The following is a 23,104-nucleotide window of genomic DNA, read 5'->3' on the forward strand; positions in this document are numbered from 1 at the left end:
TCCCAGTCCTTAATTAAACATTAACTTATCCATTTCTTCTTTTTCTAAAAACGGATACATATCCTGCAATGCAGGTGTCAGCATTTTTCCGTTTTCATCCAATCTTGACATAACTTTTGGCGTAACCGGATCATCAAATGCCTGCAACACCTCCAGTAACACTCTTTCCTTACTCTGCATCATTTCCTGAATGCACTTTTCCACTTCCCCGTTATTATGGCAACAAATATATCGAAATCCAAATGTTTCTGCCACTTTTTTGAAATCCGGGAAGCTCACTCCTGTATCCGGTGTACATCCAATATATGCTCCATTAAAAAAGTTCTTACTTGTCTGTCGGATTGCTCCGTATCCTTCATTGGAAAATACCGTCAAATGTATCGGTAACTTATACTGTACAATGGTTTGAAGTTCCTGTAAGTTCATCATAACACTTCCATCCCCTGTGACACAATATACTTTTTTCCCGGAGGCTACCGCTACTCCTACCGCTGCCGGCACATCATATCCCATAGAACCGCATGTATAATTGGTAATAACACGCTGTTCTTTCTTTTGTACTCCGACCTGAAGTTTTGCTGTATTTGCTGTATTGTTTCCAAGTGCCAGTACGCTATCCTCCGGCTCATATATCCGAAACATTTTCCAAAAATAGTAGGCACAAACTCTTTCTGCCGGGTCTACTCCCTTTTCCACTGCTTCAAAAGGAGAAAATCTTGCTTTTAATTTATTGCAATAATTCATCCATTCTTTATGTTCTTTTACCGGAATTTCCAGGCTTTCTGTTGTTTCAAAAAATTTATTCAATTCTGCCTGTATGAAACCTGCAATTTTTATTCCCGGTTTCTTCGCTTCGTCTGCGTCTGCATCCACCATATAGATTTTCGCTTTCGGTGCAAATCCTTCCTGATTGAATCCTGTCTGTCGAAATCCAAGACTATTTCCCAAAGTAAGAATTACATCTGCATTCTGCAAAATGAAATTTCCGGTTCTTGGTCCTATATTTCCGGATGGTCCGAAATAAAGTGGATGCTCCATATATAAATTATCTGCAACCCATGCTCCTCCGATAACCGGAATCTGCATTTTATCTGCAAATTTCAGAAATGCTTCCATAGAATGACTGCTTCGGATTCCCGAACCTGCCAGAATACATGGTCTTTCTGCTTCCTGTAATATGTTCAATACCTTTTCTACTTCTTCCCCTGTCGCTTCTGGAACACTGCTTTGATACGGCTCTATTGCATACAATTCTTCTTCCTCTACCCTTGCATTCTGAATATCCTGAGGAATGTCCAGCCATACCGGTCCACGTCTTCCATCCATGGCGATTTGAATTGCTTTTACCACTTCTCTTTTTACCGCTAACGGGTCGGTAAGCATTGCTGCATATTTTGTCATATTTTTTACGGTTGGTATGATTTCAAATTCCTGAATACCTCTATAGCGAAGATTCAGACCTGACTTCGGAACGGAAATTTCATAGCGAACCTGTCCGGAAAGAACAATCATCGGCAGACTATCCTGCCATGCTCCCATAACACCTGTTAGTGTATTGGTAGCTCCCGGTCCGGAAGTTACACAAACAGCCGCCATTTTTCCACTGTATCGCGCATATGCTTCCGCCGCCATAGCACATGCCTGCTCATGATGATTAAAGTATTTATTCATCTTGTCGCATACCAGCAAAGCATTATCCAAATGCATTGCTCCACCGCCTACAACTGCAAAACAATCTGTGACCCCATATTTTATCAATGTATCCATGATAATATCTGCTACTCGTTTCTTCATCCTTCTGTCCTTTTCCTTCTATTGTACATTTAGTCGTTCTTTCATTTTCTCTAATTCTTCAAATTGTCCCATATCCATATATGCTGATTCATTTACGATATAACAGCCAATCTTTTCGCCCGCTTTTCGATATTTTTCAATAATATCAGGAAATCCAATGGCTGTATTATCTGCAAGTTCTTCTATTACACGTGCATTTACAATATATACACCGGTGTTTATCAGATACTTAAGGGTTGGCTTTTCCGTTACCCCTTCGTAATTATTTTCTTCATCTATGGATACTACTCCATACGGAATATGTGCATTATACTCTGAAAGCACCATAGTAATAAAGTTTCCTTTTTTCTCATGCATTTTATATATTGCAGTATAGTCTGCATCGATTAATATATCGCAATTTGTTAAAACAAAATCCTGCTGAATCTGTCCTTTTAACAGGCTTAAACCACCTCCTGTTCCAAGGGGCTCTGTTTCCTCGATATAATGAATGGCATACTTTCTTTCAATGTTGTCAAAATAGGACTGTATCATTCCTTTTTTATGGTTTACCAAAAAGAAAAACTCTGTACATCCACTTTCATAAAACCGATTCACAATATGCTCTGAGATAGGGATATCTCCAATTGGAATTAATGCTTTTGGAAGAATCTTCGTATATGGATGAAGACGTGTTCCTTTTCCTCCTGCCATCATTACAACCGGAACATCCATTTTGTTCTGTTCTTTTACGATAGTTCCGTTTCGGAATACGATTCCGATAATCTCGCCATTCAGATTTGTAATGGGAACTGAATATAACTGTGTTTCTTTAAAAACTTCTAACCACTTATCCTTTTCGTACTCTCGGAAGGAATGGGGTTCATAATTTGCAATGCAGCTAACGCTCTCATTGATGTCACCGGATTTTAAAGAAAATCTTCTGATATCACCATCCGAAACCGATGCCAGTAATTTTTTCCCTTTTACGATATAGACAACTTTACATCTTACTTTTTCCAATCGTACAATTGCGTCTTTTACGCTTTCTTTTTCTGTTAATAACATATCTTCCAGCTTCATAGTTTTTTCTCTTTCCTAATAAAGTAATTTATATATGTCAATCATTGTTTCATTCTGCATATACCATCGATACAATTTTTCGATTACCTGTTCCATTGGGGTATACACAAAGTCCGGACATTCCTCTAAAAATCTTTTGTTTGATGCTGTATATTCTTTTCCAAGTCCCTCTTTGCAAATATAGACCGGTAAATCTTTTCCGCTTACTTTCAATACCATGTTGCATATCTCTTCCAGACTAATCTTTTGGCCCGAAACCATGTTATATGTATGAAATTTAGGTTCTTGCCATAAAAACTGCTCTACCATTCTGCAAAAATCCTCTATCCATAAATAGTCAAAATACACATTCTGTCTCATAGCAAGTGGAAGTCCTTTAATCGCTTTGCAGCATGCAAGAGAGATAAATTTAACCGGATAATATTCATATTTTCCGAAAATACCAAACAGTCGGAAATTATATATATTATCACTTTTTTCTATTATCTGTTGAATGGTATACTTCATCAATCCATATTGATCTACCGGTATGGACTGTCCTATTTCTTCCTCTGACACACTTACAATTTCACTTCTTTTGTCATATTCTGCACCGGAGCCTGTATAGTACATCTTTCCGTAATACATGGAATTCTTGGCAAAGTTCAGAAAAATCCGCAGATTATAATCTAATATCTTTGTGCCATCCTTGGTTTTATCTATCCCGTCTCCGTATACCGCAAAATGTAAAACATATTCAAATCTGTGCTTTTTTAAATATTCCGTTACTTCCTGCTCATCTAAACAATCTAATTCCTTACTGGTCGGAGCATATATCTCGTATTCCTCATTCTTTTTTTCCAAATACTCTTTTACGTTTCTTCCTACAAACCCACTAGCTCCGGTTATCAATATCTTCATCTGTTCTTCTCTTTCTTAAATTATTTTAAAATAGGTAAATCTACACCTGATATAATTTCTACTTCTTCTCCATATAAATCCGCATAGCACATTAGTCGAACCGTTTCTGGTCTTCTATTAATTATCAGATGTTTTATAGTTGGCATTAATTCCTTTATTTGTTCCATTCCGCCTTCTCTCCATTGAATAGAACATTGTATCTGTGGGTTCTTATTAAATTTCGCTATTATCTCTTGAAGTTGCCTTGCAAATCCCGACTTTTGAGAACCCCCATTATAAAATACAATTAACTCTTTCTCCTTGTTCATTCCATTCACATCTAAAAATTCGTCTACTACATCTGGTGTCACCGGATAATTGTCATCATAATCCAAAAGGATGAAATATCTGTCCTTCTCACATTTTTCCGCCTTAGAAACAATTTTCTCAACTTCTTCTTTGGCCTCATTGTAAAACCGTGAACAAAAGCTCTCTACATCGTCATTGAAATAGTTTGCGTTTTCTTCAATTTTTTCTTCTGTCCAATACCACCATTGTATCGTCTGCATTTTCTTTATGACTTCCTCATCAAAACGATATCCAATTACCCTTGCAGGATTGCCACCAACAATTGCATATGGAGGAACATCCTTTACTACATGTGCCATCGCCGACACAATTGCACCATTGTGTACTGTAACTCCTGACATAATCGATGCTTTGCGCCCTATCCACACATCATTTTCTATAATAATGCTTCCCTTCTCACGGTGTTTTTGAAACACATTAGGCGCTTGATGAAATACTTTTGCTGCAGACGTAGTTATACGACTATAATCCTTTCCACGGCCAATCAAAAAATATATATCATTTGACAATGAACAATATCTTCCTACTTGAAGATTATGTATCACCCTATCATCAGGGACTTGACCTTCATCTGAATTTTCTATCACCGAACTACAAATATAGCTTTCTTTATCTATCAAAAGTAATGCATAGTTCGGGAAATTATTATAACTGCAATTATATTGATTTATGTCCGCTATTGTATATGGCGGAACTGCCATCGAATATACCATTTCTCTTCCCACCAAAATCTGTAAATTTTCTAATGCAAAAACAGGGCACTCTTTTTAAGAGTCCCTATTTTGGATTTTATATTTCATTTAATTTTTCCAGAAACGGAAGCAAGCCCTCTTCTACCGCCTGTGCTATCTTCTGATTATCCTTGCTGCTTACTGCCTCATTGATGCCCGTAACGATTTTATTTGCCTTCTCCTTAGAAATGACTTCCTTCTCTCGATTCAGATAATTCATGGTACCGTTTAACACCTGTATCTCCCAGTTAACCCCTTTTAAAATGTGCTGTAGATACTCATCAGTATCTTCCTTTTTTTCTCCTTTTAATTCCGGTACAATTTCTTTTAATGCCTTTACAACCTTTTTATTGTATTCTTTTAACGTTTCCATTGCCTCTATTTCTTCCTTGAATTCATTCTGCATTTTTCTTTCTCCTTCCATGGTTTTGTATGTAATATATATATCGGTTTCTTCTTAACATATCTTAATGTTTATTGTCTATATTCTTATTCTTTTCTACTTAATTTTCAGCAATCAGAATATAATTATAGGCTCGCAACAACTCTTGTGGCACTCTGTTTGGCATGTCTTCCGTTTGCCTTAAAAACAGTTCCTCTCCTTCGGACAATTCATTCTCTAAATATGTAATATCCTTAACTTGCAAACCTACATTCTCAAATAATCGTAGAATCTTTTCTCCTGTAAAACACTGTATATTTTTTATATCCCAAAGCCCATATCGTTCTGTTTCGTATACTTTTCCTTGCATTAATCCATAAATATTTTTTACATTTCCACAATTATAAATAGATGCAATGATTTTTCCTTGCGGTTTTAGATATTTTTTTACTTTTCGCAGAACTTCTCTAGGATTCGATGTCTGTTCTAAAACATTTCCCATAAAAATATAATCAAATCTGCTTTTTTCAAAAGGCAATTCTTGCTTTTCTATATCCATCTCATAAATTTCTGCTAATTTTTTTCCGATTTTCACTGCTTCTACACACTTTTCCACTCCAACTACTTCTGCATTGGGATATAATCCTTCTATTCTCAGCATGGTACTTCCGCACCCACAACCAACATCTAACAGTTGAAATGCGCAATTGGTGTCGTTTGGCAGATGTTCAATCAAATCATCTCTCTGATTCATATAATAATCTACATCAAATCCGTATTTTTCTTTATATACATAAAAATTTTTTGTGATAAGATTTTCATACCAATCAATATTCTTTTTAAAGCTTGTACTGCCGTAATGGAAAATAAAACTATTGTAGCACAACGCCAACTGGTATCCTTCCTGAATCAACCGAATCGATATATCCAAATCTTCAAAACATCCCGGCGAAAATATCTCATCTAAATATCCGGTTTTTTCTAATGCTGTTCTCTTAAACAAAAGGGCATATCCCAATAATGACACTCTGCATTCAAATGAATGTTTTAATAATACATTATTATACCGTGCATATTCCAACTGCTCTTCCATACTTCTTGTTTCTTTTCCCTTTACTGTCGCCGATACCTTTTCTGTCATATTTGAAATACTTCCGGCTGCCCCAATTGGGTGTTCACATATGGTCATTCTAAGCCAAAATAATGCATTTTCTGTTACAATGGTATCATTATTCAAAAGCATAATATCATTTTCTTTTTCAGCCAGTTCTATCCCCTGATTACACCCTTTCGGAAAACCAACATTTTCTTGGTTACATGCCAAAACAATATCATTTTGTTCCTTTAACCAATCAACAACTCCGTCTGTAGATGCATTATCCACCACAATTAACTCATATGCTGTTTTAGGATTGTTTTTACGAATACTTTCAATACATCCTTTCATAATCTCTTTTGCATTATAAGAAAGTATCACAATAGATACTTTATGGTGATTAACATTCTTCTTATCTAATTCCTTTATCTTATTTCTTATTTCTTCCTCATCCACGTTTCCCCAAAAGAGTGCATTTTCATAACACAGATATGCCTTTTCTGTGTTTTCTTCCATATAATAATCACCTAAATACTCATAATTTTTCCCATTTAGAGCATCTTCTTCAATGAATCTTACTAATGTATCAAATTTCTCTTCGCGCTGTTCCATTTTCTCACCTTCTGTCATCCCATCATAATGTTATATACATCTTCGCACAATACATTTAATTTTCCCTGATCATATGTCTCTTGTACTGTACTCAAAACTTTCCTTAGTTTTTCCTCATCATTTTCCTTTAAATAGCAATTTTCTTTCCATCGGGGAAATAAATTCTTCACATTGTCCTGCATCTTTTTAAAGTAATCAACATCCAGCAGTAGTTTTCCCTGTCCTGCGAAAAACAACGTTTCGATATAATAAGTCTTTAAAAAATAGAATTCTATTTCTTCATAATAATTCTTCATCAGTTCTTGATGCTCGGTCATATATTGAAATGTCTGCATTTGCACTTCCGGATGATCTAACAATCTTCCTGTTTTCTTCGCTTCGCAATGCATGGTACTTTCCTGATTCATTCGTATTCGGTAAAATGCATCTTTCATGCAAGAAACTTTTCTGGCATAAAACATTTGTGGATATACAAACTTCGGTTCTTCGTAAATACGATGTTCTGCAAAGGTTGCCTGACTTTCTTCTACCATCTTACGACGATATATCTTATTCCAACATCCCATTGTCATAGCTTCTGTCATTAAAAATAGTTTTCTGGTGGCTTTTTCTTGTAACTGAATTGTTCCTTCCAATTTGCAATTATCACATAGCTCTTCTTCATTTTTCGTATAATTATAGTGATTAAACTGAACTATATCCGCATCTGTCTTAACAGCATATTGATATATCCGTTCATAGGCTTGTGGTAATACGTTATCATCCGAGTCCAAAAAGGCAATGTATTCTCCGCTTGCATACTTTAACCCTTCATTTCGCGCTCCACCTTGCCTGCGATTTTCCGGCAGATTTATGGCAACTACAGACTCCGGATATCTCTTTTCGAACTCTAAAATCATTTCCCATGTATTATCCGTAGATGCATCATTTACTAAAATAACTTGTAAGTTTTCCATTCCTATGGTTTGCTTTTCCAATGACTCCAGGCATTCTCCCAAATATTTTCGGGAATTATAGCATGGAGTTATTACTGTTACTTTTTTCATTTTGCCATAACCACTTCCAAATATTTCACCACATCTTCTAATCGGTTCAATTCCTTTGCCTTTTCAACAATAGAACCTACAATAATATCAAACATTCCATACTCTAAAAGTTCTTTTTTATAAGTGCCTGCCAGAATACAACTAGCATACAAATAGCCTTCTACATTATTGGTAACCGACTCTGTATTGGCATGTACTTCCACCATACATTCCGGAACAAATCCCACTTCATAGTTCCTTGCAATGCGAAGTACTAACTCATAATCTTCTAGGCAAGGGAACTTTTCATTAAACAGTCCCACCTTATCAAAACATTCTCTTTTTACCAACATGGTTGGTGTTCCTATCATATTTCCTGCCAAAAGCTCCGGAAAGATATATCCCTGTTTCTGCTCTAAAGGAATCTCTCTGCTAGGGGAAATGCCTTCTACTCCATTTACACCATCGTAATGGTACTCACAGTATACCACCCCTGTTTTTTCAGAAGATTCTAACATTACTTTCATTTGCTTTTCCAGCTTACTCGGATACCACTCATCATCGCTGTCCTGAAAGGCTATGTAATCATACTTAGCCTCAGCTATTCCTCTGTTTCTGGCCGCCGCTGCTCCCTTATTTTCTTCACAACGAATATATCGAATTCTGTCATCCTTTATCTGTCTTACCACTTCTTCGGTATTATCGGTAGAACCGTCATCCACTATTAAAAGTTCAAACTCACCATAGCTCTGATTTAATACACTTTTTATGGCACGTTGTATTAAATGTTCTCGGTTATAAGTAGGAATAATAATCGATACTTTTTCTTTGGCCTGCTTGCCCCAATGATATTCTTCTAAGAATTTCTTTCGTTCTACATAGTAATTTTTTAAATTGAAAAATCCATCATCATGGATGCACCATGGGGTTTCCATATTTGGCACAACTACTTTATAGCCCTTTTTCCGAAATTCAAAACTCTGGGAAACGTCATAAAAGTCCCACTTTTGAAATAGATCCTCTCGCCACTCCACATCATACTGCGTTGCCATAAGAAAGCCATCTACTGCTTCTACTTCCATATATTTTTCAGACATCTCTCCAATGACACTGATACCCGCCTGATAAATCATGCTGCAATATAACTTTCCATACCGAAAGTCATTCCACATAATTGCATTTTCCGGCATGTGTGGAGTTCCTACCATACCAACCAACCCTATTTGTTCCTCTTCAAAAATTTCCAGTAAATCCGCTATGAAATTAGGGTTTATAATAAATGTATCCTGATGAAGATATACTTTGTATTTTGCATCACTTGCATGCATTGCCTCATTATATCCTGATGTCATAGAGGTTGCACCATACACATTTAATACATCAATTTCATAACCTTCCGGCACTTGCAAATGATTTAAATATGCTACTTGTTCTTCCATGTAATCTTCATTATTTACGCACATAATAAAACAAATTTTTTTATCATTCATTACACTATTCTCTCCCGACATACTTGCTGCAATTTTAATATGATATCGCTAGGCTGTTGGATTTGTTCCAAAACCTCCAACGCCTCTTTAAATGCACCCTGATTAATATACATATCCGCCAATAAGGATAAAATCATTTCGTTTCCGGACACTTTCTCGTTTGCAAACAATAATGTTATTTCCGCAATTTCTGTTAATTCCTCATTTAACATGGCATTTGTCAATAACAAATAATATTCCGGAGCAAACACCGGTTCATTTTCCAGAAAGCACTTCCACCCTTCCGGTGATAATTTTACTGTTTTTATTTCCCTTGCGATTTCCGTGCATGCTTCTTTTTCCATATAACGCAATCGCCAGATTTTTTCTTGTATAGACAAAACTGTTTCCCGGCTTCCGCAAATCCCTTCCGGATAATCGCCAATCTGTTCCATGCATTGCTGTGCCAGCTCTTGATGCCCGGTTCTTGCATACAATTCTGCCTGTTTCTTCAAAATCCGCTTATTTCCGGGATATTTATCATTGATAAAGTTATATATCATAAATAGTTCTTTCAGCATATGATGTTGTTCAAATAACTGTTCCAACTTTCTTACAACAATAAACGGGCGCATAACAACTGTGGTGAGCATAGTCTCTATGACAATTGTGGAAGTATTTTGTTCTTGAAAATACGCTATTAATTTTTCTCCCGCCTGCTCATCTATTTCAAAATCTAAACGATATAGAAGAAACTTTATTGATTGTATATAGTTTCTTAACTGCTCTGCATCTCTTCCGCTATCTAAGATTCCCGGTGTAATGCCGCTATTTCGTTCTCTTTCAAAAATTTGCATAATTACATACATATTAGCCATTTCATCGGTCTGTTTATACTTGTCAAAAAAATCTTTATCCAAAAACATTGCATGTAGTTTCCACTTTGCTTCCTCGGTTCCCTCTTTTAGCAATTGGTCTATTTGTGCCATTACTTCCGGAAGTTTTTTCCCGTACTCCTGCTGCCAGCGATTTTCTCTTGCTTCTTCTTCTATTGCAAATTGCTCTGTCTTTTTAAACGCTTCTCTATTTTCCATTTCTTAACCTCTTATTTCGCAAACTTTCTCTTGTTTCTTCCCTGCTTTTTCGCTAAAATGAACTTATATATTGTTGTTTATTATTTTTGGGAGGTTACCATGAACTTTTTATTTATTCCAGCACACAATTCTATCTACGATATCCTATGGGCTTTACAAAGCATGAACTATCCTGTGGATATTCTTGAGACAACTCCTTTTGATCCTAATCAGTCCGTTGAGGAACAAAATGAACAATTACGCAAACAACTATCTTCGCATTCTTACGATTGCGTTATTTCTTATTTGTTTCTTCCTGCGGCATCTGATATATGTGCAGAAATGTCCATTCCTTATGTTTCATGGACCTATGACTCTCCGTTAATTTCGCTTTTTACATCTGCTATTTTTCATAATACAAATTATACCTTTATTTTCGACAAAATGCAATGTAAACGGCTGTTAGAAGCACATGCTCCACATATCTACCACTTACCGCTTGCAGTAAACGTAGAACGTACCGGATGTCTTGATATTACTCCAGAAGATGAACAACTATATTCCCATGATATTTCCTTCGTAGGCGGGCTCTATGAGAGTAATACCTATAACGCTCTTATACAAGCCTTTCCCGAACATTTACAACTAAAATTAAAATTATATTTAATGCAAAATATGTGTCACTGGGAAGCTCCTCGTTATTGGCACGATTTACCGCAAGACTGTATTGATTTTTTGCTTCAGCAGGCGGATGTTTCCAGTTGGAATCAAACTGCCCTTTTAAGTGATGCTACTTATCTGGGACTGCTATTTTTTCCAAGAAAACTGGCTGAATTAGAGCGTATTACTGTGTTAAATACACTTGCACAAAATTTTGATGTGCATCTATATACCAAAAGTCCTACTGACTTTTTACAAAATGTAACTGTTCATAACAGCGTTGATTACTACACCATTATGAACAAAATCTTTTACTTAAGTAAGATTAATTTAAACATTACCTTATCTTCTATTGAAACCGGCGTTCCCCAAAGAATTCTTGATATTATGGGATGTGGCGGATTTGTTCTTACCAACTATCAGGAAGAACTGGAAGACTTATTTGTCATCGGAAAAGAAATCGAAGTATTTCACAGCGTAGAAGAACTTCTGGAAAAATGTTCCTATTATCTCACTCATGAAAAAGAACGACTGACCATTGCTATAAACGGATACAAAAAAGTGCGTGACCTCTTTTCTTATCAGCACCAGCTTGAAAAAATAATTTCCATTGTACAGGAGGATTTAAACTAATATGAAAATACTATTTTACCGCTACGGTAGTATCTGCGAACCTGATATTATCGAAGGGTTTGAAGAACTTGGACATACTGTATCACAAATTACAGAAGAAATCACAAATAAAGAACTTGTTTTTGGAGATTCTGCCCGCATTGTAGGCGATTATTTAATGGAACATCCCCAAGATTGTATTTTTACGGTAAACTTCTTTCCAATTATTTCTGAAGTTTGCAATATCTTTAAAATTCCATACCTTTGTTGGACCGTGGATTCTCCTGTATTAGAACTTTTTGCCAAATCTATTCAGAATCCCTGCAACCGTATATTTCTCTTTGACCGGGCACAGTACGATGAAATCTCCCCCCTCAATCTGGGACATGTATTTCATTTTCCACTTGCCGTCAATGTCAAAGGAAAACAACAGGTTATTCAGGCAGCTTCTTCTACTGACATAGAACGTTTTTCTGCTGACATCTCTTTTGTAGGTTCTCTTTATACCGAAAAATGCCCCTATGACAACCTGGTAAATCCCCCTGAATACCTTTTAGGATATCTAAATGGTTTAATCGAAGCACAGTTACGGGTATACGGTTATTTCTTTCTTGAAGACTTATTAACAGATGAAATTGTAGCTGCCTTTAAGGCACACCTACCCGGATTTTACACCTATCCTTTGGAAACTTTTTTAACAGACCGAAAAACAATGGCACAACTTTATATTGGAAATAAAATTACTGCTGTGGAACGATTACGAACAATGAAAATTTTGTCAGAACATTTTAACTTAGATTTATATACCGGAAGTGACACTTCTGTTTTACCAAAAGTTCACAATCGTGGTTTTGCAAAATCACTAACGGAAATGCCTATTATTTTCCATGAAAGCAAAATTAACCTCAACACCACCTGTAAAGCAATTCGTTCCGGTCTTCCTCAGCGGATTTTTGATATTATGGGATGCGGTGGTTTTGTCTTAACTAATTTCCAGCCGGAACTTTCCGAGATTTTTAATGTAGGCACAGACTTAGTAACTTACGGGAATTTAGAAGAGTTAAAAGACATTACTTCCTACTATTTAGAACACGAAAAAGAGCGTCAGGAAATTGCCCAAAACGGATTTGAACGAGTAGCCAGAGATTATAACTATCCGGTTCGACTGGAACAATTACTGCAACTGGCATTTTCTATTTCTTAAAAAGGAGATTTATCATGCGTATTTTATATTTAGATTGGCCCTGCTTTGGAAAGGTGGATGTACAATTTACATTAGAACAAGCCGGACATGAATTTGTACCTTTTTTTCATAAAGACTATCAGGAGCGAACCAGCACTGAATTTGACAAAGCATTTACCGAATTTGTTGGAGACACTTTTTACGACTGTTGCTTCTCTTTTAATTACTTTCCTATTGTCTCTAACAACTGTCAAAAACTGGGGATTAAGTATATTGCTGCCCTTTATGACAATCCTTACGTCATGCTTTATTCCTATTCGCTTATCAATCCCAATAATTATGTTTTTATGTTTGATAAACAGGAATATTTAAAGTTAAAAAATGGTGGCATTAATACAGTTTATTATAGCACTCTTCCGGTAAACAGTACGATTATTGATTACTTACAGGAAAAGCCTTATGATCATGAAAAGCTTTCTGCAGATGTATCTTTCGTTGGTTCCCTCTATAACGAGGATCATAACTTCTTTGATCGTCTTGCTACGGTAAACGACTATATCAAGGGATATTTGGATGCTATTATGGAAGCCCAGTTAAAGATACAAGGCTATAACTTTATTGAAGAAGTTCTTACTCCTGATATTATTGCCGAATTGCAGCGGGTTGCACCTTATCAATCCACTCCATCCGGAATAGAAACTCCTGAATATATTTACTCTAACTACTTTATTGACCGAAAGCTGACTTCCATAGAACGGCAACGTCTCTTAACTGCGGTTGCAAAGCATTGCAATTTAAGACTTTACACGCTAAACAAAAATGCAGTTATTCCAAACGCTACAAACATGGGTGCTATTGACTATTATTCTGAAATGCCTTATGTCTTTGCAAATAGTAAAATCAATCTAAATATTACGTTGCGAAGCATTCAAACCGGCATTCCTTTACGTGGAATGGATATTTTAGGTGCTGGTGGATTTTTACTTACCAGTTTTCAATCTGACTTTTTAGATTATTTCGTTCCCGACGAGGATTTTGTTTATTATGAAAGCCAAGAAGATCTAGTGGAAAAAGTAGAATATTATCTTTCTCACGAAAAACAAAGAAAAGAAATTGCTCATAACGGACATGAAAAAGCAAAGAAGAATCATAGTTTCGAAAAATTCTTTGAAAATATCTTTCAGATTGTATTTCCAAACACTTATGACTAATTTCATACTTTCATGATACCGTATTTCCTATGATACCAAGATACCAAAAAAGAGTTGCCGTAGGCAACTCTTTTTTGTATGGTAATTATTATGATTACTGAAGTAAGGATAATACACCCTGAGTACTCTGGTTAGCCTGAGCAAGCATAGACTGTCCAGCCTGAGCAAGAATGTTGTTCTTGCTGTATTCAACCATTTCTTCAGCCATATCAACGTCACGGATACGAGACTCTGCAGCCTGAGTATTTTCAGAAACGTTGTCTAAGTTAGCAATTGTATGCTCTAATCTGTTCTGTAATGCACCAAGAGCAGAACGCTGTGTAGATACGATATCGATAGCGGACTGAATCTTTGTCATAGCAGATCCTGCAGAATCGAAAGAAGAAACCTTTAAGTTGTTTACTCCGATTGCAGAAGACTCCATGTTGCTTACGCTGATAGCAATGTTCTGTCCCTTAAGAGCACCGATCTGAAGGTTCTTGTTCTTGAAGTTACCATCAAGTAAGTTCTGAGTATTGAACTGTGTGGTAGAACGAATTCTATCGATTTCAGAAGATAAAGCATCCATTTCAGCCTGGATAGCATTTCTATCGATGGTTGTGTTAGTATCGTTAGCAGCCTGAGTTGCTAATTCGTTCATTCTCTGTAAGATAGAATGAGTTTCATTTAATGCACCTTCAGCTACCTGAATAGCAGAGATACCGTCCTGAGCGTTGTCAGAAGCTTTGTTTAATCCTCTGATCTGGCTTCTCATTTTTTCAGAAATAGATAATCCAGCAGCGTCATCGCCTGCGCGGTTGATTCTGTATCCAGAAGATAATTTCTCTGTGGACTTAGCCTGTGCACTTGTTGTGATTCCTAACTGTCTGTTGGCATTCATAGCCTGCATGTTGTGTTGTACTACCATAATATTATTCCTCCTTGAATATGTTGCAGCATCCATGCTGCATGTAATAAATTTAGTTTGTGACTTCTCGTCCGGCCGTACGCTCCTTCCGATTCCGCCACTGAAGCTTTAGTAACTTGCTTACTTGTATTTTATATCGGACTCTTTGTCCAATACTTAACACCTAAAATGAAATTTTTTTATATTTTTTTATTTTTATTGTAAAAGTTGTAAAACACCCTCGTTTATCTTTCCTGATTGTGCCAACATTGACTGTCCTACCTGCTCTAAAATATTGTCTTTTGCATACTTTACCATTTCTTCTGCCATGTCTGCATCACGTATTCTAGACTCGGCAGACTGTACATTTTCCTCTATATTATTAACGTTATTTTTTGCCTTTTCCAATCGATTATATATTGCTCCCATGTCAGAACGATATTCCGACACCTTATCGATTGCTTTATCGATTTTATCTAAGGTTGCTCCTGCATCATTAAAGGACATTACATTCAATGCATCTACACCTAATTTTTCAGCTGTACAATTTACTAGTGGAATTGTAATTGCCGTATGTGCTCTGTCACTTGCCTGAATATTTAATTCTACCGGAACAGAATGACTTCCTGCCAGAACCGGGTTAAGCAACGGGTCAGATACCCCATACATTGTGGTATATGCCCCAGAGATTCCACCTGCTCCCACATTGATATTATTCCATCCTACATCATAGGCAGAATCCGAAATTGTCATATTCGCTCTCCAATCATTTCCCGCTATATTATTATACTGCCCTATTTTCACATAATCCGGAGTGGTTGCCCCGCACCCATTTACAATCGCCTGCACATTTAAATAAGGATTATCGGTAGAAAACAAGTTCATTACTCCCGGCATATGTCCTGCATTATCCGGATACTGAATCGCATTGGTAATGATTGTTTCATTTACATCATTGTCCATAAGAAAAGATGGATTGTCATTCCCTGTAAACTTAACGTCCAGACTCACCTCAATACTTCCGGTCATAGGTTGCGTTGTATGATTTTCCAATGCATAACTCATCTTGTATACTTCTCCGGTATTTCCCGTAGGATTTGCTATCTTTTCAACAGTTCTTACGATGGAAAATACCGCATTACCTGTATCATCCTGATAGGTAAATGTGGTTTTTACTCTATCTGCAATACTGGTTGTATCATTTGTCACTACACAATTCGTCGGTAAGGGAGTCTTTGTCCGTAACGTATAGTTATCTCCTCCAACAGATACCTTTGCTTCCAAAAAAGATGTACCTGCACTGTAACCTCCAAACAACAACTGGGATTGTATATTTCCTGCTGCATTCGTTGCCATAAAACCTTGTAATACTCCATCACTTCTACTCCCCGGCACGCCTAATAGATTTGTGACTGCAGTATCTGCATTTACCGGACCATGACTTAAATTTCCGCTACAATTTAATATATGTTTTCCATTAAATGTAGTATCATTGGCAATTCTGGTTATTTCTACAGAAAGTGCATTTACTTCCTGCTGTATTGCATTTCGGTCAGCTACTGTATTCGTGTCATTTCCTGCCTGCACTGCCAGTTCTCTTTGGCGTTGTAATATGGCATGGATTTCCTCCATTCCGCCATCTGCCACTTGTACCAACGATGTGCCATCTTCTATATTACGACTAGCCTGATGCAATCCTCGCACAGACCATCGCATCTTTTCGGATACCGCTAGCCCTGCTGCATCATCTGCTGCTCGATTAATACGATATCCACCGGATAATCTTTCTGTAGACTTTTTCTTATTTTCCGTGTTAATCCCTAACTGACACTTGGCATTTATGGATGTCATGTTATGCTGTATTACCATCCGGATTCCTCCAGTTATTCTTTACTATTTCTTCTGATCTAAAAACTGTGAATCTACCACATTCATTTTTGCCATATTCTTATAGTATTGACTAGCTGCCTTGGTAGTGGTTCGTGCCTTTTTTATTTCCTTTTTAATCGAGGAAAACTTCTGAACGGCCAGTTCTCTGTTTCGCAGCTCCTGGGTTTGTACTGTTGCACTCTTATCTGTAATTTCCCGTATTAATTCCTGCATTTTTTTTATTTCATCACGATAAGTGTCTTTTTCTTTTGCCAAGATTTCTCTTATTCTCTGGTACACCTGTTCAAACCCATCATCTAATTGATTTAACTGATCGATTAACTCACCTTTTTCTTTTAGATTTTCTTCTAATCTTTCCGGTGGCATTGTTTCATCTAAAAAAATTGCTCTTTGCTCTTTATTTTTTTCTATAATCAAATCTAAAATTCGAACTTTTTTTTCCAAACTCTGACGCAAAATTGCAACATATTCCTTATCTTGCATTGTACTTGTAACCCTCCAATTCTTCTACCTCACTTATTATCGTATACCTGATATTTATATAATAAGGGACTACTGCCTTTTTTGCAATAGTCCCTCACTTTTTACTATTGTTTTACCCGAACCATAACTTCTTTCCATGTATCACGCATGGTACGAAGATGCTTCAATACTTCTTCTAAGATTTCTTTGTCTTTCTTCATGTTCGCTTCAACTAAACGATCATAAATATACACATAAACTTTTTCAAAATCTTTCGACACCGGATATTTATGATCTAATGTTGCTCGAAATTCTTCTATAATATTCTCAACTTTTACAATATTAATATGTGCCTTTTCGATATCATTATGTTCAATTGCCACAATTGCTATATTGCAGAACTTAATTGCTCCTTCGTATAGCATCAATGTCAATTCTCCCGGTGAAGCTGTCATCAGCTTACTGTTGCTATATGCTGCATATCCTTGGTTTGCAATCATCCTTCATTATCCTCCTTGATTTATTAGGATGTTCCCAACAAGCCACTTAATGAGCTTGTACTTTGCTGTAGTTTAGACAAAGCCGTCTCCATAGCAGAAAACTTTTTATAATAGTAATCTTCCATATCTGACACTTTCTCTTCCCATTTCTTGATGGTCTTGGTATACTCATCATACTCTGTCTGCATAGTCTTATCATTATATATGGTATAGATACTATGTGTAGAAGTGCTGCTTCCCATCTTCTTATTCAATTCATCGTATAAGTTACCTGTTAACTGCTGGAAGAATTCCTGTACTCCATCCGGATCACTTTGAATTGCAGCTAACAACTTATCTGTATTTCCGGAAGATATTTCATCATCCTGATCTCCGTCAATATGATACATAGAACCTTCGTTTTCTTCTGCTGCAAGGTATCCCTGTGTCTTAATACCAAAAGAAGACAAGCTATAGGTTTTTCCGTCACTGAGTTTAAAACTCTTTGACATAGCTGTAGTAAAGGTGCTCATAACGGTTGACAAACGATCATCTCTTCTTAAAATGGCATCCTTAATCTTCTGCTCCCACTTTTCTATCTCCTTATCTGTCATTGCATCCTTTTCATCATCTGTCAACGGTTCATAACCTTTCGCAGAGTCTGCATTATAAAGAGTATCCATTTCCTTGATTAACTCATTATACTGTTTTAGGAAACCTTTAATGGTATCATACATTCCCTGTGCATTTGCAGAAGTTGTAATGGTAATCTCATCACCATTTGTCTCCTGCAATGCAGTAATTGTAAGACCATTTACGGTAATGTTATTGCTTGCAGAAGTATATGGCACTTTATTAAGTTCAATAATTGCATCCTGAGCCGCAACCTGCTGTGCATTGCTATATCCGCCTGCCGGTCCATTTACTAACTGATCTGCTGCAAAATTAATCTTGTTCATTAATGCATTTACACGATTATCTATGGTCGTGGTGTCATTATCCGGTGCTGCTCCTGTTAAAAGCGCATGACTGTTTATGTAAGCATTTTTTTCTGCAATAGACTCTGTATTAGCAGTAATCTCTTCGTTGTTTTTACCAATCTGGCCTGTCCATCCGGTATAAGTAGTATTTCCTGATTCAGCAGTTTCCACCTTACCAACCAGGGCTTCAATTCCTGTTTTTCCATTCGTTGCATAGGCAGCTCGAACAGCCTCTACATCCAAAGCATTATCATCCTCTGCCTGAAACTGCTTTACGGCATCTACATGACCTTCAATTTTCTTCCAGCCTTTTTCATCTACATCCAGTTTTTCTTTTAACTCGCTTAATCTGGTTGTCTCATCTTCTGTTAAGGCATCCTTTTTCGTTAAAAGGTCAAACATTTCCTGCTGTTCATCATCTGTCAGTTTTGAAACCAATACCGGAGTAGTTCCATCTGCTTCATATACCATATTGCCGTCGGCATCGGTCTGCGCAGTTTGTGCATTCAGTGCTTGTCTTAATGACAAATAATTATTAGCATATGTAATCTTTGCCAATAAGTTGGTATTTTCTGTTCTCTTATTTGCAGAATCCTGTTCCAAGAACTTAATACTGCTGTTTTCTCTATCGGCAACATTTCCGTTTGCATCCAATTTATTGATTGTACCACCATTTACACTGCTATCCTGCGCAGCTTTCCACTGATACTTACGGATTGTTTCCAAATATGTCTGAAGATTTTCCTTTGTCTTTGCTTCATCAATAGTTGCAATCTGATTACCACTAGCATCAAATACAGCATTTCCGGATGCATCTACTGCATAAGCTGTCCACGCCTTATAAGTATCTGTATTAGAACTCTTATTTACATAGATACCAAGTCCCTGTAATGCCTTAATACCATTGGCATCTGTAGCTGTCAATGCAAAATCGTTTTCTACACCACTGTCCTTAGCACTTACGAAAAATCTTTTATTTGCTTCATCATAATTTGCAGAAACCCCTGCCTTCTGTAAAGCATTCACTGCATCTTTTACCGTCATATCACCGTTAAGAGCAACATTTTTCGTCACGCCCTTTACAGTTACTGCAACAGAAGCATCTCCTGTAACTCCTAACTGACTCAACTTCGTAGAGTTGCTTACAGACTTGTCAAGCTCTGCGCCTGTAATATATCCGGTTTTTGCCACCTGCGTAATCTTTAAGCTCTGTGTTCCATTAATTGCTGTATTAGACGCAGATACTAATGCCTTCGTTGCATCTGAACAAGTGGTTGTCTTTTTCGTATAAGCAGATGATAACTTTAAGTTACCAAGTTTCTTATACATACTATTTACTTTTTTATTCAAATCTTTCCAGGCATCCATTTTCCATTCCAATTTTGTCTGTTTCTTGACATATGTATCCTTTTTCTTAGAATATGCCGATACTAATTCCTGTACAATAGAATCGGTATCTAATCCTGAAACCAGACCTGATATTCTGATAGCCATATGTATTCCTCCTATCCTTTTTCATCTACTAAAAGTCCTGCCAGCTCCCACACCTTTGCAATCATATCCAGTGTTTTTTCCGGCGGGTATTCTTTAATCACTTTTCTGGAATCCTTATCCACAATCTTAATGGTCATACGGTTTGTTGCTTCATGAATTCCAAATACTACTTCTGAATTGGTAGCATTTTTATTAATTTCTTCTACTGCTTTTTTTAATGCCTCTGTGGGAGAAGTCATTTTGTTTTCTGATGCATCTTTTCCATCATCTATATTTAGTTCCTGCTTGTTCCACTTGGCAGTGCTATTTTCTTTTAATGCGTCTGCTTGTGTGTCACTGCTTTCAACACTGCTTGTTGTCTCCACAGATGAGGAACTCTGGCTACTTCCCTGATATGCCATTCCCGCATTCTTCACTCCGTCTATCATCTGATTCACCTCCATGTGACTTCTAAACTTTCCCTAGTCTATGATAATTATCGGTATTTTTGCGTAAAAATTTATGACTTTACAGTATATTTTTTAATGCCTCCAGGCTTTCGGCTGTGATTGCAGCCTTATTTTCTTCCTGAATCTGCAAATATACTTCTTTTCGATAAACAGGAACCTCTTTTGGTGCACTGATACCCATTTTCACCTGATCACCACGCATTTCCAGAATGCTAATTTCAATGTTGTTGTTAATAATAATGGATTCTCCTTTTTTTCTGGTTAATGCCAGCATCCTATTCACCTGCTTTCGTCTTTTTATTTTGCAAAATATCGTATATCATATATTTTACCGGATAACTATCGTCTACAATCAGCTGTTCTGCTTTTAAATTTTCTACGTTAATAACAATTGGTGCACGAAGATTTACACTTATTTTCTTAATATCCGCCGGTACGGTTACTGTTACCAATACATAGGTATTTTCTTCGGTAAGATTACCAAGGCTCTTCATCAATTCATGTTCTACCTGCGGATTGTAATCTTCTTTTATCAATAATGGATCCATTACCGGAAGTGCAAAAGAAGGTTCATCCAAGGACTGTAACCAGGAAATATTTTTTCGCGCTCCATCATCGGTCTCATCAAAAATCAATGTAAATTGTTTACAGTCCGGAAATCCGATAATTCCATTTTCAAAACAGATAATCTTTTCCTGTTCAATCTCAATTTCCCCAAATAGTCTTGTATTTACCTTCATTTGTTTTCCTCCAATTTACTATAAGTAATTTAACAATGTCTGTCCGTTTGCCTTTGCAGATGCCTGCAAAGATGCCTGATACGCTGTATATGCAGATGTATACTCAATAATAATATCTGATAAATCCATATCTTCATTATTGGACTTTAATTCTTCATAAGTTGCCTGCTGGTTAGACATACGATTCTTGGTAAGTTTTAATCGGTCTGCACGGCTTCCCAAATCTGTAGTTGCCAATACCACATCGTTCAAATATCCGTCAAACTTGCCAATTCCCTTTGAATACAACTTTTGCATATTGTCATCTGCATAAGTTGCTTCCTTTTCCGCTGCTTCTAGCCACTGTTTCAAACCTTCTTGAGATACTGTATCAGAATACTGCGTCTCTTTCATCATTGCCTTAATTTTATCTACTTTATCATGTGCAGCGATTGCGGCTTCTACTGCATTTGTAAGGTCATCTACATCTCTTCCTATTGAAGAATTGAATACATCTGAGCCTTGTGTATTCACTACTAAGTCCTGATTAAATGCAATGGTATAGGATATTTCCTGATTTTCTTTTGTATAACTTATTACATTTGCCGGGTCTGTAATGTTCTGGCAATCAAAGTATTGTTCCGGTCTTAACTCGCCGTTTTTAAATCCTTCTTTTGTATAGGTTGCAGTCAACTTCATCTTTTCACTGCTCATCTGGTTTGCAATATCTTTTCCAAGAATCAACTCGCCTGTTTGTTTTAAATAGATAACCTCGTCATCTCCTACCTGATAACCACCATTTGCCCAGGTAGTATAATCTGTTGCAGTGTTTACAGTTACTGTATGGTTAGCTCCATTTGCATCTGTATAAGTATATCCATCTAATGTAGTTTCTGTTCCGTCTGCTGCAATATATTTCAAATCATCTGCATTCATATCACCTAAGTTCTCATAGGATAAACGGATTCGTTTGTTAGAAACCTGCTGTGGCATATCTGCCATAGCTACTCCACCGGTAACCCCGTTGGCGCTGGTTGGAACTGTTACCAAATTACTATAGTAATTTTTATCTTCTATATTTTCATAAGAAACAGGTTCTTTGATACTATACTTAATTTGTTCCTCATCCTTTAAAAAAGTAAGAGTAGAATTGGTCTTATATCCGGTAAATACAGTTCTTCCTGCATAATCTGCATTACCTTCTGCATATACCTGCTTCCTTAAGGATTGAAGGTTTTTCAAAATAGCATTTCTATCTTCTGCTGTTAGCGAGTCATTGGCACCATTATCACACTGAGTTCTTATCGTTGTTAAAATATCCTTCATATTTTTCAATGCGCTCTCAGTAATTTCCATCCAGGACTCTGCATCCGGAATATTTTTTTCATAATACTGATTCAACTCATTCAGATTACTTCTTAAACGCAGTGCACGAATTGCTACAACCGGATCTTCAGAAGGTCTTGAAATCTTCTTCTGACTGGACATCTGATTATTCAGAGTGTTCACATTGGTCTTATTTGTATTCATATTATTCATGCTGTTTCTGCTAATCATGCTATTAGTAATTCTCATTTAAGTTCCTCC

Annotated in this window: 21 protein-coding genes; 3 read left to right on the forward strand and 18 right to left on the reverse strand. The window is 36.6% G+C overall.

What is annotated here, in order from left to right:
• Positions 1-9: 9 nt before the first annotated feature.
• From KQI83_RS15000 to KQI83_RS15040, 9 genes are all read right to left on the reverse strand, one after another.
• Positions 10-1,794 (reverse strand): thiamine pyrophosphate-binding protein, encoded by a 1,785-nt coding sequence (locus KQI83_RS15000; RefSeq protein ID WP_216559723.1) that lies wholly within the window; start codon positions 1,792-1,794, stop codon positions 10-12.
• An 18-nt stretch (positions 1,795-1,812) separates the two neighbouring features.
• Positions 1,813-2,856 carry a sugar phosphate nucleotidyltransferase gene (locus KQI83_RS15005; RefSeq protein WP_216559725.1) on the reverse strand — a complete coding sequence of 348 codons (1,044 nt, stop codon included), beginning with the start codon at positions 2,854-2,856 and terminating at the stop codon, positions 1,813-1,815.
• 15 nt (positions 2,857-2,871) lie between these two features.
• On the reverse strand, positions 2,872-3,756 hold the full coding sequence (locus tag KQI83_RS15010) for an NAD-dependent epimerase/dehydratase family protein (RefSeq protein WP_216559727.1): 885 nt from the start codon (positions 3,754-3,756) through the stop codon (positions 2,872-2,874).
• Between the two features lie 20 nt (positions 3,757-3,776).
• Entirely contained in the window at positions 3,777-4,817 is a 1,041-nt protein-coding gene (locus tag KQI83_RS15015; protein WP_216559728.1) for a hypothetical protein, read from the reverse strand.
• A 76-nt stretch (positions 4,818-4,893) separates the two neighbouring features.
• The gene (locus tag KQI83_RS15020) at positions 4,894-5,241 is read right to left on the reverse strand and encodes a molecular chaperone (RefSeq protein ID WP_216559730.1); all 348 of its coding nucleotides are present in this window, start codon (positions 5,239-5,241) and stop codon (positions 4,894-4,896) included.
• Positions 5,242-5,338: 97 nt separating this feature from the next.
• Positions 5,339-6,925, reverse strand: a complete 1,587-nt coding sequence (locus tag KQI83_RS15025; protein WP_216559732.1) for a methyltransferase domain-containing protein — start codon at positions 6,923-6,925, stop codon at positions 5,339-5,341.
• A 14-nt stretch (positions 6,926-6,939) separates the two neighbouring features.
• Positions 6,940-7,971, reverse strand: a complete 1,032-nt coding sequence (locus KQI83_RS15030) for a glycosyltransferase family 2 protein (protein WP_216559734.1) — start codon at positions 7,969-7,971, stop codon at positions 6,940-6,942.
• Positions 7,968-9,440 (reverse strand): glycosyltransferase, encoded by a 1,473-nt coding sequence (locus tag KQI83_RS15035; protein ID WP_216559736.1) that lies wholly within the window; start codon positions 9,438-9,440, stop codon positions 7,968-7,970. The genes KQI83_RS15030 and KQI83_RS15035 overlap by 4 nt, the downstream gene beginning before the upstream one ends.
• Entirely contained in the window at positions 9,440-10,513 is a 1,074-nt protein-coding gene (locus KQI83_RS15040; protein ID WP_216559737.1) for a hypothetical protein, read from the reverse strand. Before KQI83_RS15040 ends, KQI83_RS15035 begins: the two co-directional genes overlap by 1 nt.
• A gap of 99 nt (positions 10,514-10,612) precedes the next feature.
• Between KQI83_RS15040 and KQI83_RS15045 the strand changes: the two genes are divergently transcribed.
• Genes KQI83_RS15045 through KQI83_RS15055 form a run of 3 tightly spaced genes read left to right on the forward strand, consistent with a single transcriptional unit; the run spans position 10,613 to position 14,158 of the window.
• Positions 10,613-11,785: a CgeB family protein gene (locus KQI83_RS15045; protein WP_216559739.1), complete on the forward strand. Its 1,173-nt coding sequence runs from the start codon at positions 10,613-10,615 to the stop codon at positions 11,783-11,785.
• A gap of 1 nt (position 11,786) precedes the next feature.
• Positions 11,787-12,968: a CgeB family protein gene (locus KQI83_RS15050; RefSeq protein ID WP_216559740.1), complete on the forward strand. Its 1,182-nt coding sequence runs from the start codon at positions 11,787-11,789 to the stop codon at positions 12,966-12,968.
• A gap of 14 nt (positions 12,969-12,982) precedes the next feature.
• Entirely contained in the window at positions 12,983-14,158 is a 1,176-nt protein-coding gene (locus KQI83_RS15055; protein WP_216559743.1) for a glycosyltransferase family protein, read from the forward strand.
• A 94-nt stretch (positions 14,159-14,252) separates the two neighbouring features.
• Here the strand turns inward: KQI83_RS15055 and KQI83_RS15060 are convergent, their stop codons facing one another.
• The 9 genes from KQI83_RS15060 to flgL all read right to left on the reverse strand — a co-directional run bounded on the left by KQI83_RS15060 (position 14,253) and on the right by flgL (position 23,092).
• Positions 14,253-15,065 carry a flagellin N-terminal helical domain-containing protein gene (locus KQI83_RS15060; protein WP_216559745.1) on the reverse strand — a complete coding sequence of 271 codons (813 nt, stop codon included), beginning with the start codon at positions 15,063-15,065 and terminating at the stop codon, positions 14,253-14,255.
• Positions 15,066-15,260: 195 nt separating this feature from the next.
• Complete coding sequence (locus KQI83_RS15065) at positions 15,261-16,913, reverse strand: flagellin N-terminal helical domain-containing protein (protein ID WP_253295649.1); 1,653 nt, start codon at positions 16,911-16,913, stop codon at positions 15,261-15,263.
• A 24-nt stretch (positions 16,914-16,937) separates the two neighbouring features.
• Positions 16,938-17,417, reverse strand: a complete 480-nt coding sequence (locus KQI83_RS15075; protein ID WP_216559748.1) for a flagellar protein FliT — start codon at positions 17,415-17,417, stop codon at positions 16,938-16,940.
• A 104-nt stretch (positions 17,418-17,521) separates the two neighbouring features.
• Positions 17,522-17,896, reverse strand: coding sequence for a flagellar export chaperone FliS (fliS, locus tag KQI83_RS15080; RefSeq protein ID WP_216559750.1), 375 nt, complete (start codon positions 17,894-17,896; stop codon positions 17,522-17,524).
• Positions 17,897-17,919: 23 nt separating this feature from the next.
• Positions 17,920-20,349: a flagellar filament capping protein FliD gene (gene fliD, locus KQI83_RS15085; RefSeq protein ID WP_216559753.1), complete on the reverse strand. Its 2,430-nt coding sequence runs from the start codon at positions 20,347-20,349 to the stop codon at positions 17,920-17,922.
• A gap of 11 nt (positions 20,350-20,360) precedes the next feature.
• The gene (locus KQI83_RS15090) at positions 20,361-20,777 is read right to left on the reverse strand and encodes a flagellar protein FlaG (RefSeq protein ID WP_216559755.1); all 417 of its coding nucleotides are present in this window, start codon (positions 20,775-20,777) and stop codon (positions 20,361-20,363) included.
• A 79-nt stretch (positions 20,778-20,856) separates the two neighbouring features.
• Positions 20,857-21,072, reverse strand: a complete 216-nt coding sequence (csrA, locus tag KQI83_RS15095) for a carbon storage regulator CsrA (RefSeq protein WP_216559756.1) — start codon at positions 21,070-21,072, stop codon at positions 20,857-20,859.
• A 1-nt stretch (position 21,073) separates the two neighbouring features.
• Positions 21,074-21,538: a flagellar assembly protein FliW gene (locus tag KQI83_RS15100; protein WP_216559759.1), complete on the reverse strand. Its 465-nt coding sequence runs from the start codon at positions 21,536-21,538 to the stop codon at positions 21,074-21,076.
• Between the two features lie 18 nt (positions 21,539-21,556).
• Entirely contained in the window at positions 21,557-23,092 is a 1,536-nt protein-coding gene (flgL, locus tag KQI83_RS15105; RefSeq protein ID WP_216559760.1) for a flagellar hook-associated protein FlgL, read from the reverse strand.
• Between the last annotated feature and the right edge of the window lie 12 nt (positions 23,093-23,104).

It is taken from the genome of Roseburia sp. MSJ-14 (genome assembly GCF_018918225.1).
GTDB lineage: Bacteria > Bacillota > Clostridia > Lachnospirales > Lachnospiraceae > Petralouisia.

Bases quoted from the DNA above. Each gene is read 5' to 3' on its own strand.
- KQI83_RS15035 (WP_216559736.1), bottom strand. From the start codon at position 9,440: ATGAATGATAAAAAAATTTGTTTTATTATGTGCGTAAATAATGAAGAT.
- KQI83_RS15100 (WP_216559759.1), bottom strand. From the start codon at position 21,538: ATGAAGGTAAATACAAGACTATTTGGGGAAATTGAGATTGAACAGGAA.
- KQI83_RS15090 (WP_216559755.1), bottom strand. From the start codon at position 20,777: ATGATAGACGGAGTGAAGAATGCGGGAATGGCATATCAGGGAAGTAGC.
- KQI83_RS15000 (WP_216559723.1), bottom strand. From the start codon at position 1,794: ATGAAGAAACGAGTAGCAGATATTATCATGGATACATTGATAAAATAT.
- flgL (WP_216559760.1), bottom strand. From the start codon at position 23,092: ATGAGAATTACTAATAGCATGATTAGCAGAAACAGCATGAATAATATG.
- KQI83_RS15075 (WP_216559748.1), bottom strand. From the start codon at position 17,417: ATGCAAGATAAGGAATATGTTGCAATTTTGCGTCAGAGTTTGGAAAAA.
- KQI83_RS15005 (WP_216559725.1), bottom strand. From the start codon at position 2,856: ATGAAGCTGGAAGATATGTTATTAACAGAAAAAGAAAGCGTAAAAGAC.
- KQI83_RS15030 (WP_216559734.1), bottom strand. From the start codon at position 7,971: ATGAAAAAAGTAACAGTAATAACTCCATGCTATAATTCCCGAAAATAT.
- KQI83_RS15040 (WP_216559737.1), bottom strand. From the start codon at position 10,513: ATGGAAAATAGAGAAGCGTTTAAAAAGACAGAGCAATTTGCAATAGAA.
- KQI83_RS15060 (WP_216559745.1), bottom strand. From the start codon at position 15,065: ATGGTAGTACAACACAACATGCAGGCTATGAATGCCAACAGACAGTTA.
- KQI83_RS15020 (WP_216559730.1), bottom strand. From the start codon at position 5,241: ATGCAGAATGAATTCAAGGAAGAAATAGAGGCAATGGAAACGTTAAAA.
- KQI83_RS15065 (WP_253295649.1), bottom strand. From the start codon at position 16,913: ATGGTAATACAGCATAACATGACATCCATAAATGCCAAGTGTCAGTTA.
- csrA (WP_216559756.1), bottom strand. From the start codon at position 21,072: ATGCTGGCATTAACCAGAAAAAAAGGAGAATCCATTATTATTAACAAC.
- KQI83_RS15015 (WP_216559728.1), bottom strand. From the start codon at position 4,817: ATGGTATATTCGATGGCAGTTCCGCCATATACAATAGCGGACATAAAT.
- KQI83_RS15055 (WP_216559743.1), top strand. From the start codon at position 12,983: ATGCGTATTTTATATTTAGATTGGCCCTGCTTTGGAAAGGTGGATGTA.
- fliS (WP_216559750.1), bottom strand. From the start codon at position 17,896: ATGATTGCAAACCAAGGATATGCAGCATATAGCAACAGTAAGCTGATG.
- KQI83_RS15010 (WP_216559727.1), bottom strand. From the start codon at position 3,756: ATGAAGATATTGATAACCGGAGCTAGTGGGTTTGTAGGAAGAAACGTA.
- fliD (WP_216559753.1), bottom strand. From the start codon at position 20,349: ATGGCTATCAGAATATCAGGTCTGGTTTCAGGATTAGATACCGATTCT.
- KQI83_RS15045 (WP_216559739.1), top strand. From the start codon at position 10,613: ATGAACTTTTTATTTATTCCAGCACACAATTCTATCTACGATATCCTA.
- KQI83_RS15050 (WP_216559740.1), top strand. From the start codon at position 11,787: ATGAAAATACTATTTTACCGCTACGGTAGTATCTGCGAACCTGATATT.
- KQI83_RS15025 (WP_216559732.1), bottom strand. From the start codon at position 6,925: ATGGAACAGCGCGAAGAGAAATTTGATACATTAGTAAGATTCATTGAA.